This is a genomic window from Paenibacillus sp. AD87 (assembly GCF_001659845.1).
Classification (GTDB): domain Bacteria; phylum Bacillota; class Bacilli; order Paenibacillales; family Paenibacillaceae; genus Paenibacillus; species Paenibacillus marchantiae.
Genome location: NZ_LXQN01000007.1, coordinates 1,640,683 through 1,655,344 on the forward strand (window position 1 = coordinate 1,640,683; position 14,662 = coordinate 1,655,344).

Below are 14,662 nucleotides of genomic sequence, written 5' to 3' on the forward strand. Positions count from 1 at the left end.
TTCGCTTTTAATTGCGGTTCATGTTGAGATGTGGGGGCTACGTAAATGGATTTGAACATTTTGGCAATGCTGGTCTGGACGTTATCGGGTTCGGTTTTGCTGTTTGTCTTAATGTATGTGGATTCTTTGTTCACGAAGTATAAGGATTTTGCCGAAGTGAAGGCGGGCAATATGGCCGTTACAACACGTATGGTTATGAAGCTGTTTGCTCAGGGATATGTACTCGCCACCTCCATTTCGACAGCGGGTCATCTTGGAGAAGCGTTGCTGGTATCCGTTGTTTCATTTATCATTTTGCTAATTCTGGAGAGTGTGGTTCACTTTATGATTCGGAGATGGGCCAACCTGGATCTGGATACGGGAATACAGCAGGGCAAGACAGGTTATGGTTTGTTCTCGGGTGCACTACATATCGTGGGCGCATTAATTATTGCAGCTTGTTTATAAGATAAAGAACAGGAGTAATGGGTATGAGTGTGTGGAAACGGATTAAAGGAATAATAGCCAAACCTGAACCTCCTAAGGCAGAGAAAACAATGCTTCAGCTGGCACCTGGTGATATCTGTGAGGTTTCGCTGGTCACCTATGAAGTGGTTGGACGGGTACATCATCGAGCGCGGAATGCGGCTGTCCTCACGTTGCAGGATGGTACGGCAATCCGACATTTGCATATTGAAGAACGGGAAATGACCCGGTATGCCCTCTATACACCAATTGATGGCCGTCTTGATGCACCAGACGAGGTGCCTACGTTGCTGGATCTGGATGGACGTGCGTATCATCTGGAGGAAGAATACGGAGGAATGGTAACCACTGCAGGCAGGACACCCTATGGTCAGGCTGGGGAACAATTAGTATGGCAATATCAGTCTGATGATAACATGCTTTTGCGTGTGGAGTGGCAAGACAGAAGATTTACGCTGTATGAGGGTGAGTCTATTCTTCCTGCGGATATCAAAGTGATTCGTTCGAGCTAGGAGAGGTTCCAATGAAAAAGCGCTTGGCACATGGATTAAAATTAATGCTGGTCCTCAGCCTTGTGATGTCGCTGCTGTCCGCGTGCGGAGCACCTTCCGTTCAGGACACATATCCGCTTGAATCGGTCAGCGGTAGTGGTAACACGACATCCTATGTGTACCGAGCTGCCGATCGTACCGTTCCAGAGATTGCTCAGGAATTATCTGAACAACGGAAGCCGGATCAGATCTCGGCGGAAAATACAGAGCGGATGTTCCTGGTGTATCAGGACCAGTATTATCATTTGCAGCAAGACCCGAATAAAGCGGAAGACACCTTGGTTGAGGTGGATTCCAAGGAATATGTTCGGAAGAATTATGATTCGTCATTTTTGCAAGGTTACTTAACCGCAACATTAATTGGTAATTTGTTTGATTCGTTTGGGGGTAGAGGGTCCGGTACGTATCGTGGTTATACGAACAAGGACACGTACAAACCAAGTGAAGGTTCTTATCGGACACCGACGAGTAAAGATAAAAAGGTTGCTCCACCGATTACCGTTGACCGGAAGGGGTCGATTACCCGCCGTGGCAGCGATAAGGATTCAAGTGTAGGCTCCGGTGGAGGATTATTCAGCCGAAATAAGGAACAAAGCAAAGGCACAATTGATCGTAATAAAAGCAGTGGTGGCCTTGGAGGATTGTTTGATTCACCGAAGAGCTCCTATAAAAAGCCCAAAACAAGGGTTGGCGGCGGCCGAATCATGAGGCGTAGGTAGCATTAATCATGACTCGGGCCCGCAATATTAAATCATTCGCAGAAGAACAGTGAAAAGGTAAGGTGGAGCGAGCTATGCCACTGAAAGTGACCTTGGACGCTGTTCTTTTTGTTTTACGATTTGCGGACATGATGGGATTTTCGAACACGAGGAATGGTTGTGGCAGGTTGTTTGCGAATCCAGCGGATATAAGGCGCGATGCGCTCATCTTTCCTTAGTGCCTGTATTTCAGTTAAACCTAAGGTAATAATATCGTGATTGGTATATAGAGAATGAATTTGTTTGTGGCAAGGGATACACAGATCGGCAGTAGGCATGTGCGTTCCGCCCATTTCTTTCGGTGTCAGGTGATGGACTGTTGTCTCGACAGGCTCCCTTCCACATAAAGCGCATCGTTGATTCATATAGTTCAGCTCCTTTTCTCTTACATATTATGGTCTGTCCATTCGTCTTTCATGTGAATGGGTTGTTGGAGAGTACTTGTCATGACCTAGCTTTCGGGCTACACTTTTTAAATATGAACAAATGATCGAGGGAGGTTCTATCACCATTGAAAATAAATTCACATTCAACGGATATGACGACTGCGAAATTTATCCGTAAAGCTATACAAGTACCGGATGCGCAGGCGAAAGTTGCTGCTCATGTCCGTTCGGGTTCAATAGAAAAAGTAACACTTGAGCAAGCACATGGTCGAACGCTTGCTGAGACAATTCATGCTCCCCATCCTTACCCATTCTTTCGTCGTTCCGGAATGGATGGGTTCGCGATTTTAAGTTCGGATACGATTGAAGCATCCAGCGAACAGCAGATTTGGCTCCGTATCATTGATGAAATTCCTTGCGGGTATACATCGGATCTTACGATTACATCTGGTACAGCTGCTCGGATCATGACAGGAGCTCAGGTGCCGGAAGGTGCAGATGCTGTTGTTATGATGGAGATGACTGAAAGTAAAGAAGAGCATGGGGAACAATGGATTGCCCTGAAGCGCCAGATTCAGCCGGAGGCCAACATTACGCCAATTGGATTGGAAGTTCATGAGGGCCAATTGCTGCTTGAGGCAGGAACGATTATTCAGGCAGGTGAACAATCCGTGCTGGCAACATTCGGCGTAGGCCAAGTGCCCGTATATAAACGCCCCAAGGTAGCCATTTTTGCAACAGGTACAGAACTGTTGGAAGTGAACGAGCCGCTGCAACCCGGGCGTATTCGGAACAGTAACAGCTATATGCTTCGTTCTCTGGTCGTTGAAGCGGGGGGCGAGCCGGTTATGTATGGTTCGATTGCAGATGATGTAAATACTGCACGTACGAAGCTTGCAAAAGCGCTTGAACATAATGATATGGTGGTCACAACAGGTGGGGTATCCGTAGGAGATTATGATATTATGGGTGACCTGGTTCGGGAAGGTAATATGGAGATGCTGTTTAACAAAGTGACTATGCGTCCCGGCAGTGTTACGACGGCTGCTGTGGTTAATGACAAGCTGCTATTTGCGCTTTCTGGCAATCCGGGGGCTTGTTTTGTCGGCTTTGGGTTGTTTGTTCGGCCAACGATTCGTACGATGCAGGCTGATGCTCATCCATATTTGGAGGAATGGACAGCCATATTGGATGATGACTATACAAAGGTCAACAATTTCACGCGATTTGTACGCGGACGGACAGAGATACGTAACGGAATGGTGTATGCTAAGCCTTCTGCCGCACGTGTGGATGAATCCAGTGTTATGATTACCATTAAAGATAGCGATTGCCTAATCGTTGTTCCGCCCGAGAAAAAAGGCATTCCTGCTGGTAAGCAGGTTCGAATTCTCAGACTTCCCACAGGTCATGTCAGGTAGGTCATACATGGCTGAAACAAGCAGCACTTCACCACATATCATGCAGATTGTTGGATATAAGAACACAGGCAAAAGCACCTTAATTGCTGCGCTTACGAGGTACCTTACCTCTGCTGGACGAAGAGTGGCTGTAATAAAACATGATGGACATGATCATTTTGAGATGGATCACGAAGGAACCGATTCCTACAGCTTTGCTCAAGCAGGGGCCGATGCAGTCGTTGTCATGTCGGAGAAACGTACTGCACTCATTGAAAGACAAGCGACGCCGCTGGAAGACATGATAAAATATCTGTCAGCGTACGACTGGATTCTCATTGAGGGATACAAACAAGCGCCATACCCCAAATTGGTCATGGTCCGTGAAGAGAAAGACCTCTCTCTATTAGAGACGTTACAGGATGTAGTCGGGATTGTTTCATGGCTGAAGCATGACAAGAGTGAATGTGTGGAGGAAAGAGAGGGCCTCGTTTGGCATTCTGTTCATGAGACAGAGGATATAGCAAGATGGCTGGTTTCGCTTGAGGGTCATGAAGAGAAAAGAAAATTATGACGAAATAATTATTATGTAAACTTGATGATACGAAATATAAGGAAAAGAACAAGTTTTCATTAATTTTGCGAATGAATTAAAATAGAAAAAGCGATCCTTGCAGGAACATTCTCCTGAAAGAATCGCTTTTTTTAAGTTACCTTGTAATGAATCTAACGAATCTAAACGAATCGAATGAATCGGCATACTTAAGGTGTATAAATAGACTATATCCCCTCATCAGTGCGACGTTCAATTGCTTCAGACATCGTTTTATCCGTGAGATGCGCGTAAATTTCGGTTGTTTCCGTAGAAGCATGTCCAAGCTGTTCTTTTGTTTTATAGATATCATTTTGCAAATAATAGTCGGTCGCAAAAGAATGACGCAATTTATGCACAGTCAGATACGGCTTCCCGAATTGTTTGGCGTACTTCATGATCATGGCCTGTATGGCCCGTTTGGTCATCCGACTTCCTTCGGAATCTCCATTGCGAAGAGCGATAAACAACCCTTTTTCCCGTTTGGGTGTGCGGTAACGTGACTGGCGCAGATTGATATAAGTTGCGAGTTCATCCTTGGCTTGTTCTCTAAAATACACGGGCGTCTTAAATGTCTCATCATTATTACCTTTGCGATATACATACAGCAGCTTATTGTTGAGATCCAGATCATCCACGTTCAGGTTCACCACTTCAGATACACGCAAACCCGAATTCAGAATGAGGCTGGCGATACAGGCATCCCGTTCTTTGTTTAGCTCGTGTGAGTAAATCGCCTGTTTGTTCTTTTCCATATCCACGGCATATCCTTCAAGGATGTATCCGATAAACTCCAGTAATTCTTCTTCTTCCAGAAGTTTACCCTTTAGTTTGGCTGCTGTATCTTTGGGTTTATGGGTACGTTTGATCTCAATCTTCGCCATAATATTTCGTTTCAGCAGGGGGTAGAAATCTTCGTCTTCCGCAATCTGACTTAAATAATGAAAGAGCGAACGCAGAGAAGAAAGCTTGCGGGAAACCGTGATTCTGGAGTTGGCTCCTTCACGTTTGGTAGCCAAAAATAATCGATATGATGTCACTGATTCCATTCGAAGGACTTCCAGTTCAAGCAATGTAACTTCCTTATTAGAGCTTGCCTCAGATAATCCTTCTGCGCGTAACCAGCCAAAGAAGGCTTCATAATCCCTTAAATATTCAAGCAAAGTTGAAGGAGATAAGTCGGGTAATTTATAGTCAATGAATTGCTGAACGAACCAAGGCATGGAAGGCAGTTTGTCATCCAGCTTGCGTCGGTCAATCTCTTTTTGCACATTGGTCAAGTTCGGCACCCCCATGTTAAAGTAATTTCTAAAATATGCTATATCCTAGTTTACCATATTTAGATCGTCACAGCCTGTTCACGGAACCGGAATAAGCAGATTCATGCTTCCTTGCCCTTAGCGGTGTAAATCTTTAAAGTATGAGTTATAAGTAGAGCAGAGGAGGTGAACCGGATGAATATAAAAATAGAGCTGGTTCCCCGGGAACGCAGTCAGGTGATTCGGCACTTAATGCAATTTTATCTATATGATTTTACAAAATATCTGAATATTGATGTGGATGGTAACGGTGTTTTCCCGGAGTATCCCGGATTGGACGCTTTTTGGTCAGAGGAAGACCGTAAGTTTCCTTTTTTGATTACGAGTGATGAGGCACCCGCCGGGTTTGCATTAGTAGAACGTTGCGAACCAGGCAGCAAAGATAATGACTATTATTTGACCGAGTTTTTTGTAATGCAGAAATACCGGCGTAGTGGAGTGGGTACCCGGGCAGCTTATGAGCTGTTTGAACGTTTTCCGGGAAGGTGGAAAGTAACCCAGGTTCGCAACAATGTCATTGCTCAAGCATTCTGGCGGAAAATCATAGGGGAATACACGGGAGGCCGCTTTCGTGAGAAATTTCATCCTGAACTGGGGAACCCGAGTCAGTTCTTCGTAACCTGATTCAACGGATGTATCCGTGTTGGAGGAAATAAAGTAAGATGAACAAGTGGGTGTAATACCCAACATAAGGGTAATACATACCGAAGACTAATTTGTACTTTATGTACTTTCATTATCTGTAACCAAATTCACGAAGCTTGGAGGAAATGATCCATGGAACTGCGTAATTACGGAAACACTGGCATGAAAGTAAGTACACTTGGGTTTGGTGGGGCGGAGATCGGCAAGAACGTATCCAAAGCAGATGTAGAAACATTGCTTAACAGTGCGTTGGATGCAGGGTTAAACGTCATTGACACGGCTGAATGTTATGGGGATAGTGAAGAGTTAATTGGAGATGTGCTATCACATCGCAGAGACGATTATTATTTGTTTACCAAATGTGGACATGCCGCTGGGGTAGATGGCCCAGATTGGGACGCCAAAGTATTAGAGCAAACGATTGACCGTAGTCTTAGAAGACTAAAAACGGAATACGTTGATGTAATCCACCTTCATAGTTGCTCTGAAGAAGTACTTCGGCAAGGAGCAGTCATAGAAGTGCTGCAACGAGCCAAGGAAGCTGGGAAAACAAGATTTATTGGGTATAGCGGCGATACGACGGATGCCCTTTATGCGATTCAGACAGGCGTGTTCGACAGCTTGGAAACCTCGCTGAACATTGCCGATCAGGAAGCCATCGATCTGACGTTGCCTGAAGCGAGAAAGAGAAATATGGGTGTTATTGCCAAACGCCCCATTGCCAATGCGGCATGGACGTATGACTCGCTTCCGGAAGAAGCATATGCCTTTGTATATTGGAAACGCTTGAGCGAACTTGGGTATGGTTTTCTGGGCGAAGATGCACAAGCAGCCGTTGAAACCGCATTACGTTTTACGCTCAGTACAGAAGGGGTAGACACGGCGATTGTGGGTACAGCAAAACCTAACCGTTGGCAGCAAAATGCCGATCTTGTCGCCAAGGGAGCTCTGAGTAAGGAGTTATATGACGAGATTAGAGAACGTTGGAAAGAAATTGCGGGAGCTGACTGGACTGGACGAACTTAATTCTTTCAGCTATAAAAATAGCGTGATTATCCTAAAGTCGCCTCAAAGGCGGCTTTTTTATTCGCAACAACCTTATATTTTCATTATATGAAAAATTCACAACAATAAAAGCGAACTGGCTATCTCCATAGGGAGGGGGTGCTTCCGCCATATTTCCATCCAATAATTATGGGGAAATTTAATCGTGTAGCTTAAAACGTTAACTCACCTGCACCTTTCTTCGCACACTATGTTATTATTTCAACATATGAAAAATTCACAATAGAAAAATCAATTTACGCTCCCCTGTACATATCTGCATCTCCACTACGTCATCTCATCAACCCGTTATAACGAACTCCTTATCCTCGGCTTCATGTCAACACTGATTTGCAATTAATATTGCCAGATGATTTCGAGGATAAATGGCATGGATAAAATAAAATGCAAAACAAACCTACGGATAAGCAGAAAGAAATCCCTACGCGGGGCTTTGCGCCCTGCATAGGGTTTTGGTTGGCTCATATGTTTAGAGCGATTTATAGTCACGAATAATGACATCTATGACATGCTTTCCCCAATTCGAGGCTTCCGAGCCTGGTTCATTCCAATGGTAGGAGATGAGTGCTTTCCACAAAGCCCAGCCACGGGCACGATTAATCGTATCTTGGTCAACATTCATGGAGCTTAAGAATATATCACGACTTACATTATCAAAAAAGTTCCATGCCATCACAAGATCACTAGAAGAATCGCCCGCGCCCATAGTTCCAAAATCAATGACTCCGCATAGTCGTCCATCTTGCACGAGCAGATTACCTACCGCAACATCACCATGGAGCCATAACGGTGCCGCTTGATATTTCGTTGCCAGGGCAAGCTCCCATATTTCAGTCATAAGCTTTGGATCGTATTCGCCGGATACCTTTCCAATGACAGTCCTTGTATCTGTATCGTAAACCGCTAAGTTCCCGCCGCGATGAAAATTTTGAATGCCTGCGGGTATGCCGTAACTAGCATCAATGGCTTCGAGTTCTCTCAGAAATTTAGCGAGGTCTTCTGCAAAAACGCTTAGGTCGATTACGTTGGTATGCGTGACGGTCTCGCCTGCGATCCATTGGTTGATCGACCAGGGAAGGGGATAGTCGTCCGAAGGTTCACCTTTTGCAATGGGAGCTGGAATGGGCAAGGACAGAAGAGGCTTGAAAACTGGAAGCCACGTCAGTTCTTTTTCTACAGCAGATGCGTAACGTTCATGACTGGGTAAACGAATTGTCATTTCGTCTCCCAATCGATAGGTGCGGTTATCGTGCCCGCTTTTTTCTACGGGTGTTATCGTTAAGCCTCTCCATTTCGGAAATTGACTATCGACTAATTGACGAACCAGTTCAATCGTAATTTCAATCATGTTCTCGCCTCATTTTCTATTAAATGGATGGGTTCTAACGTTAGTACATAAATTTTAACAATTTGTCTTGATTTTATCAAAGGGAGAAAATCGTCTAAAACGAAATGAGGAGGGCAGACCCGGAAAAAACCTTATATTTAGCGATTTTTTAGTTGGTAGAAGCCCTGTTATGAGTAGAATATCATAGGTTTTTATCCCTTGACATAAAATGTCATTATAAAGATAATAATTGTAACTTTGGAAGAGGGAGGAGAAATCAAAACCGAATTTAGGTTTGATTTGAATGCATATGTAAGCGTAATAATTTCGGTTGTACCTCACACAATTATCACTTTAAAGGAGTGTAGTCATGTACGATAAAATTGTAGATATTTTGTGCGCTATCAAAGAAGACCAACCGGAACTACGCCAATCCCTATCCCCAGCAACGGAACTGAATAACGATATTGGTCTCGATTCTCTGCAAATGATCCAGTTTATGCTCAAAGTCGAGGATCAGTTAAACGTAATCATTGACTATGACGAATTCGATTACGAGCATCTCCAATCGATCGACACATTTATAACCTTTCTGAAAAGCTGCCAGTCTCAAGAGCAATCATTGTACGAAGATGTCCAGAAGTGAGGCCGGGGTAATTCCAACGATCGTTATGGGGACGTTTGATCCCGAAACGCGATGGAGGGATCCGGACTTAGCCAAGCTACCTGCTATGCCTGATAAGGACAGGGAATCCATTGTCCTATGTATGGACGAGCTGTTATTTCCATTTTGTGGGCCTGACGATATCCTCTACACCCGCTGCAAAATTGATCCAAAGCTGTACGAGTATCTGAACGGGTTAGGTTTTTCCTTTCATAGCCGTTACCACTTTGATTTGAACGATGAACAGAGTTCCTTACCCGAACCGGACGTTTTTAAGCAGTGCATGTTCAGTCTTGCTTCAGACGATCAACAGCGTGAAGCGATGTTGACCCACAACGTAAAACAGCTCTCTCCTTATGCCATTACGGCTGATACGGAGGAGTACCTGCGTGCCGAAGGGTCGTTGGGGTCTTTGCCCGACCTTGAGACGGTTAAGTATGTAAATTCCAAATTTTACTCCAACCGACTGCTGACCAGGATCGGGGAAAAGTGTTATGGCACAGAAGTGAACAATGTAGTAGAAGTACAGGCTGTTGGAAATACGTTACTGAAGCGAGGGGCGTATTTGCTGAAAGATCCATTCGGTGTTTCCGGCAAGGGCAATATGCTCATTGAAAATGAAGCCATGCAGCGAAGGATAGCAGAGCATCTGGATAAGCAGGAGAGAAGAGGATTGCGCTCGCAATTCCTGTTGGAACCACTGCTGAGAAAAGAGATCGATTTCAGCTCACATTGGTTCATTCATAAGAGCGGTGAGAGGGATTTCCTTTCGGTTCAGTGTATGTTGAATCAACAGCAGAATTACGGCGGGTCTATTAGAGCAGATGAGGCTTTGCTCCTTCTACTGGAGCACGCGGGTTATTTTGATACGATGGAAAAGGCACTTCGAATATTATTCGAGGACGGATACCACGGCTTCGTGTGTTTCGACTCCATGATTCTGGAGGGCGGCGATATCGTACCCATTGTCGAGATTAACGCACGCAAGTCCATGGGTCTCATTAATGCATATCTCGATAAAGACTGGGAAACGTACGGCCATAGCGGCCTGCTTACCTTTCTGTCTCTCGGTCTACCTGAAGGCTTTACGTTTGGAAGTTTGCTGGACGCTTTGCATGTATCCGGTCTTCTATTCAAAGGGCAAGGTGAGTACGGAATTATGCCTATTTCATCTAACACCGTAATGGTGAATGATATTCTGACCTCTCGGCGTATATCCGAGGGAATCCAGAGCCATCGGGGTATGCCGAAGGGACGATTGTATATCTCGGTCGTGGGCCGTGATGACGAACATCGTAATGAACTGATCATAAGTCTGAGGCAGGTACTCGCTGACTTGTCCATTAAAGTGTACAACTAATTCTGGAATGCGGAGGCTGCGCATGAATTCATCTTCGGTTACCCTGCTTGCGTCGGGCAATTCGCTTGGTGCATACATTCCGGCTATGCATCTAAACACGTACCTGCAAGAAAGAGGTGTTAGAACGGACGTTCACGTTCTGGAGAACCTGTATCATGAAGAAATCAGGTGCAAGATTAATTCCACCAAAAAAGCATTTCATGCCGATTTCTCCGTTGCCCTTATGGGGCATAAACTGGCCAAGCCTGTAGACTCTTCCCTGAATGAAGCGGAAGTCCAGTTCCTGTTGGACTCCTGGATACGTGATGGGGTATCTCATTTTGCTGTGTTTACCGGTTTTTGGCTTCCGATCCTGCAGAGGTACAAAGCCATTGCGCACACGCCTTTGGATATTCAACTGATCCGCTTGGATGTGTGCGATACGCCATCGTTTAAGGTACACAAGTCCTTGTATCCGGACTACGAGAACGTTTGGCTTTACGAGCCTTCAAGGTTGTCTCCAGACTTCTATATTGCCTCAGATGAAAAGGAGCTTCTGGCTTATGCACAGCGTGACGGGCGCATTCTGATCCATGGCGGCGGCTGGGGGATAGGAACATACGCGTCAACGATTGCAGAGCTTCGTCAATTTGGTTACCTGCTGGATGTGATCGTCTACGATCCTTCCGAGGTGGAGGAGGACGATGGGAGCACACACTACTTCGGAACAGAGGTTTCATGGAATCCGTGGAGTCGGGATGCCCAGGGGCGGCATTCGTTCCCACCAATGAACCGATATGTTCGTGAAGAAGGCATTCTTCGGGCAATTCCGCTCCGTGATTACTCTGCTTACACGGATCTGATGCGCAATTGTGCTGCCATTATCAGCAAGCCCGGAGGAGCGACACTGAACGATTCGTTGTCCTACGGAATACCTTTTGTCATGTTAGAGCCGTTTGGTGACCATGAGCTTCAAAATTCAAAGTATTGGGAATCCTGTGGTTTCGGTATCCGATTTGCGGAATGGAAAGCCCTAGATTACTCGGAACAACATCTCGAAGAAATGTATGAACGTTTACTGGAGCAGCGATCAAAAATTAATCATTTGGGGAGGAAAACGCATGCAGCCGAAAACAGCAGTTACGTTTGATAAGCTGACATTCCAAAATATGAAAAGAACCCTCGTTCCACTCGCGGAAACGGGAAGGAAACGCCGGGAGGACCCGACGTATGCCGCACCCGTGCCTTATGAGATCGGAATCAAGCTTAATAACGGCTGTAACCTGCGCTGCAAGCATTGCTTTGAATGGAATCCAGATGGCTTCCATCACGGCTTTGCCAGTGAAGTGAAGAGAGACGAAATCGAGATTCCCGTCGTGGAGAAACTGTTGGCCGAAACGAGAGAACGCAAATCACGTGTGTTCCTGTGGGGCGGAGAACCGCTATTTTACTCCAAGTTCGATGAACTGGCAGAACTGCTGGCTAAGGAAGACCGGCATACGACCATTTGCACAAACGCGATTCTCATTGAACAAAAGCTGGATTCCATTTTGAAAATGTCTAAGAATTTAGTCATGCTGGTCAGCCTGGAAGGATTCGAGAAGGAGAATGACGCGATTCGGGGTAAAGGCACATTCAAAAAAGTGATTCACGCCATACAGCTGCTGTTGGATCTGCAAAAGCAGGGCTTGTACAAAGGTAAAGTGTCCGTAGCTCTGACCGTAAATGACCAGATGGTCGATCAGCTGTATAGCTTGATGGAATTCTTTGAAGAGCTGGGCGTTGATTCCGTGTACTTCTGCTTCCCATGGTACATCCCTTCCGATACGGCGGAAAAAATGGACACCTACTTTGATGCACACTTTCCACACCTTGCTTCCCGCTTTGCGAGCGACCACAAGAATAGCTGGCACTCTTTCACGTTTCACATCTCACCGGACCGCTTCGACACATTAATCGAGGAATTTAAACGAGTCAATTCACGAGTGTGGAATGTACGTATCCGCTATCAGCCTGCGCTGGAGCCCGAAGAAGTAGAAGGTTTTATTCGAGGTAGCGAAAAGCCAGCCATGAATCGGACCAAGTGTTTCTCGATCTCGAACCGGATGGACGTGATGCCAGATGGTAAGGTCAATCCATGCAAATTTTTTCCGGAATTCAGTGTCGGTAATTTATACGAAGAAAGTGTGGCCGATATTTTCCACGGTGAGGATCTGCGAAAACAACGCGAGATTCTGGCCTGCGGTCTGACACCGATTTGCTCCAAATGCGTGCTTCTGTATAACAACGGAGTTTAATCGCTTTAACTTTAGCCGCCAATAAGGGAAAACATGCAATCATTCAGGAGGAGCGGGGATGGACTTTATCCGTGTACGGGAACTGCACAAATCGTTCATATATTACCGGAAAGAAGCAGGACTCAAACATTCACTGAAAAACTTATTTGCTCGCAAATCACTTGTGAAGGAAGCGGTTAAATCCGTTTCCTTCGATATCGGCCCCGGAGAGTGCGTTGGATTTCTGGGTCCGAACGGAGCAGGTAAAACCACAACGCTCAAAATGTTGTCGGGCATTCTATATCCCACAAGTGGAGAAGCCGACGTACTTGGTTATGTACCTTGGGAGCGAAAGAACGAATTCAAACGGCTGTTCTCCATTGTAATGGGTCAGAAAAATCAACTTTGGTGGGACCTTCCTGCCAGCGATTCGATTTATTTAAACAAATGTATATATGACGTCGAGGATGATCTCTATCGTCGAAGTCTTGCCGAACTATCAGAGATGCTTGATGTGCAAGACTTGCTGGATGTACAGGTTCGCAGGCTGTCCTTGGGTGAACGTATGAAAATGGAGCTAATCGCAGCTCTGATCCACCGACCAAAGCTGCTGTATCTTGACGAGCCAACGATCGGCCTGGATTTCCCCTCTCAGAAGAGGGTGCGGGAATTTCTGAAATACTATAATGAGCAGTTTGGCGCCACGATCCTGCTGACGAGCCATTACATGAAGGACGTGGAGGACCTGTGCAAACGGACAATCATTATTAACGAAGGAAGTCTTCTGTATGACGGAGATCTTCATAAGATTAATGATCTGTTTGGCGAGCACAAAATTGTAAAGTTGCAGTTCTCGGAACCGGTTGCCGAGCAGCGGCTGGCCAAATTCGGAAAAATGATCAGCGCAGACGACTACAGCGTTGTTCTGGAACTGCCCAAACACCGTCTAAAAGAAGTGTCGCGTGCTATGCTCGATTCGTTTCCAATCGTTGACTGGACGATTGAGGATGTGCCGATCGAGGAGAGTATATCGATGCTCTACCAAAAGGAATCCGTCGGATGAATGGACGCAAATTGTATACGGCTGTATTTTCGATGGGTGTGCAGCAATCGATGGAATACCGATTTCACTTCTTTCTCGGTCTTCTCGGAGCCGCGTTTCCGATTCTTGTCCAGTATTTTATATGGACAGCGGTGTACCAACATTCCGGCGAAACGGCGCTATTCTCGTATTCATATAATCAAATTATTTTGTATACGATCTTGGCGGGCTTGGTTTCCAAGCTGATCGCTACCCAGTTCGAGCACCAGATTGTCGACGACATCAAGAACGGCGGTCTCAACAAGTATTTGATCAAACCGGTTAGTTACTTCGGATATCGGCTAGTATCCTTTTTCGGACAGAAGGCGATCTATTACGGCGTTACAGCTGTGCTGCTTGTCGGGATTATCTGGATATCATCTGCCGGTGGTGTGCTTGAGTTCCAGGTCATACGGCTAATCTTGTTCGTCGTTACGTTGTCGGGGGCGCTATTGCTCAATTTCTTGATCTCTTATTGCATCTGTGCAAGTGCTTTTTATCTAAATGAAATCTCTTATTTTTTCGTCATTACGAGTCTGCTCGTGAATATTCTGAGCGGAGGTATGTTTCCGTTGGAGATTTTCGGGGATTCGATAGTGGAGGCACTTCAGTACACGCCGTTTCCGTATACCATTTATTTTCCGGTCAATGTGCTCAGCGGCAAAACGGAAGTGGCGGCGATGTATCAAGGATTGCTCATCCAGTTGGGGTGGATACTCCTGTTCTTATGGCTATCCCATCTAACGTGGCGCATATCCATGAAGAAATATTCAGCGGTTGGGGGGTAGCGGAGA

16 protein-coding genes are annotated in these 14,662 nt (G+C 45.6%); 13 read left to right on the top strand and 3 right to left on the bottom strand.

The annotated features are described in order from the left end of the window. Window positions 1–45: 45 nt before the first annotated feature. The 3 genes from gpAD87_RS07500 to gpAD87_RS07510 are packed head-to-tail and all read left to right on the top strand — an operon-like array spanning window position 46 to window position 1,735. Window positions 46–447: a DUF350 domain-containing protein gene (locus gpAD87_RS07500; RefSeq protein ID WP_063562809.1), complete on the top strand. Its 402-nt coding sequence runs from the start codon at window positions 46–48 to the stop codon at window positions 445–447. Window positions 448–470: 23 nt separating this feature from the next. Then, a complete protein-coding gene (locus tag gpAD87_RS07505; RefSeq protein WP_063562808.1) occupies window positions 471–977 on the top strand; it encodes a DUF4178 domain-containing protein in 507 nt (168 codons plus the stop codon). An 11-nt stretch (window positions 978–988) separates the two neighbouring features. After that, window positions 989–1,735 carry a DUF4247 domain-containing protein gene (locus tag gpAD87_RS07510; protein ID WP_064637198.1) on the top strand — a complete coding sequence of 249 codons (747 nt, stop codon included), beginning with the start codon at window positions 989–991 and terminating at the stop codon, window positions 1,733–1,735. Window positions 1,736–1,848: 113 nt separating this feature from the next. Here the strand turns inward: gpAD87_RS07510 and gpAD87_RS31395 are convergent, their stop codons facing one another. Beyond that, window positions 1,849–2,139, bottom strand: coding sequence for a restriction endonuclease (locus gpAD87_RS31395; RefSeq protein ID WP_082935032.1), 291 nt, complete (start codon window positions 2,137–2,139; stop codon window positions 1,849–1,851). 173 nt (window positions 2,140–2,312) lie between these two features. Here gpAD87_RS31395 and gpAD87_RS07515 point away from each other — a divergent pair, with 173 nt between their 5' ends. Next, on the top strand, window positions 2,313–3,581 hold the full coding sequence (locus tag gpAD87_RS07515) for a molybdopterin molybdotransferase MoeA (protein ID WP_064640788.1): 1,269 nt from the start codon (window positions 2,313–2,315) through the stop codon (window positions 3,579–3,581). A 7-nt stretch (window positions 3,582–3,588) separates the two neighbouring features. Next, window positions 3,589–4,134, top strand: coding sequence for a molybdopterin-guanine dinucleotide biosynthesis protein B (gene mobB / locus gpAD87_RS07520; protein ID WP_064637200.1), 546 nt, complete (start codon window positions 3,589–3,591; stop codon window positions 4,132–4,134). Window positions 4,135–4,340: 206 nt separating this feature from the next. Here mobB and xerS read toward each other — a convergent pair whose 3' ends face one another. Continuing rightward, window positions 4,341–5,432 (bottom strand): tyrosine recombinase XerS, encoded by a 1,092-nt coding sequence (gene xerS / locus gpAD87_RS07525; protein WP_269453495.1) that lies wholly within the window; start codon window positions 5,430–5,432, stop codon window positions 4,341–4,343. A gap of 174 nt (window positions 5,433–5,606) precedes the next feature. Between xerS and gpAD87_RS07530 the strand changes: the two genes are divergently transcribed. Together gpAD87_RS07530 and gpAD87_RS07535 are read left to right on the top strand one after the other, a co-directional pair. Then, window positions 5,607–6,095, top strand: coding sequence for a GNAT family N-acetyltransferase (locus gpAD87_RS07530; RefSeq protein WP_064637203.1), 489 nt, complete (start codon window positions 5,607–5,609; stop codon window positions 6,093–6,095). A 153-nt stretch (window positions 6,096–6,248) separates the two neighbouring features. Beyond that, entirely contained in the window at window positions 6,249–7,142 is an 894-nt protein-coding gene (locus tag gpAD87_RS07535; RefSeq protein WP_064637206.1) for an aldo/keto reductase, read from the top strand. Between the two features lie 508 nt (window positions 7,143–7,650). Here the strand turns inward: gpAD87_RS07535 and gpAD87_RS07540 are convergent. Beyond that, window positions 7,651–8,529, bottom strand: a complete 879-nt coding sequence (locus tag gpAD87_RS07540) for an aminoglycoside phosphotransferase family protein (protein WP_064637208.1) — start codon at window positions 8,527–8,529, stop codon at window positions 7,651–7,653. Window positions 8,530–8,878: 349 nt separating this feature from the next. Between gpAD87_RS07540 and gpAD87_RS07545 the strand changes: the two genes are divergently transcribed. From gpAD87_RS07545 to gpAD87_RS07570, 6 genes are read left to right on the top strand one after another with little or no spacing between them, the layout of a single operon-like run. Further along, entirely contained in the window at window positions 8,879–9,154 is a 276-nt protein-coding gene (locus gpAD87_RS07545; protein ID WP_064637210.1) for an acyl carrier protein, read from the top strand. After that, window positions 9,141–10,532: a hypothetical protein gene (locus gpAD87_RS07550; protein WP_064637212.1), complete on the top strand. Its 1,392-nt coding sequence runs from the start codon at window positions 9,141–9,143 to the stop codon at window positions 10,530–10,532. The genes gpAD87_RS07545 and gpAD87_RS07550 overlap by 14 nt, the downstream gene beginning before the upstream one ends. A 22-nt stretch (window positions 10,533–10,554) precedes the next feature. After that, a complete protein-coding gene (locus gpAD87_RS07555; protein ID WP_064637214.1) occupies window positions 10,555–11,661 on the top strand; it encodes a hypothetical protein in 1,107 nt (368 codons plus the stop codon). Next, window positions 11,633–12,808 carry a radical SAM protein gene (locus tag gpAD87_RS07560; protein ID WP_063562798.1) on the top strand — a complete coding sequence of 392 codons (1,176 nt, stop codon included), beginning with the start codon at window positions 11,633–11,635 and terminating at the stop codon, window positions 12,806–12,808. The genes gpAD87_RS07555 and gpAD87_RS07560 overlap by 29 nt, the downstream gene beginning before the upstream one ends. Before the next feature lie 58 nt (window positions 12,809–12,866). Beyond that, window positions 12,867–13,850, top strand: a complete 984-nt coding sequence (locus gpAD87_RS07565; RefSeq protein ID WP_064637216.1) for an ABC transporter ATP-binding protein — start codon at window positions 12,867–12,869, stop codon at window positions 13,848–13,850. Then, entirely contained in the window at window positions 13,847–14,656 is an 810-nt protein-coding gene (locus gpAD87_RS07570) for an ABC transporter permease (RefSeq protein WP_064637218.1), read from the top strand. The genes gpAD87_RS07565 and gpAD87_RS07570 overlap by 4 nt, the downstream gene beginning before the upstream one ends. The last annotated feature ends 6 nt before the right edge of the window (window positions 14,657–14,662 follow it).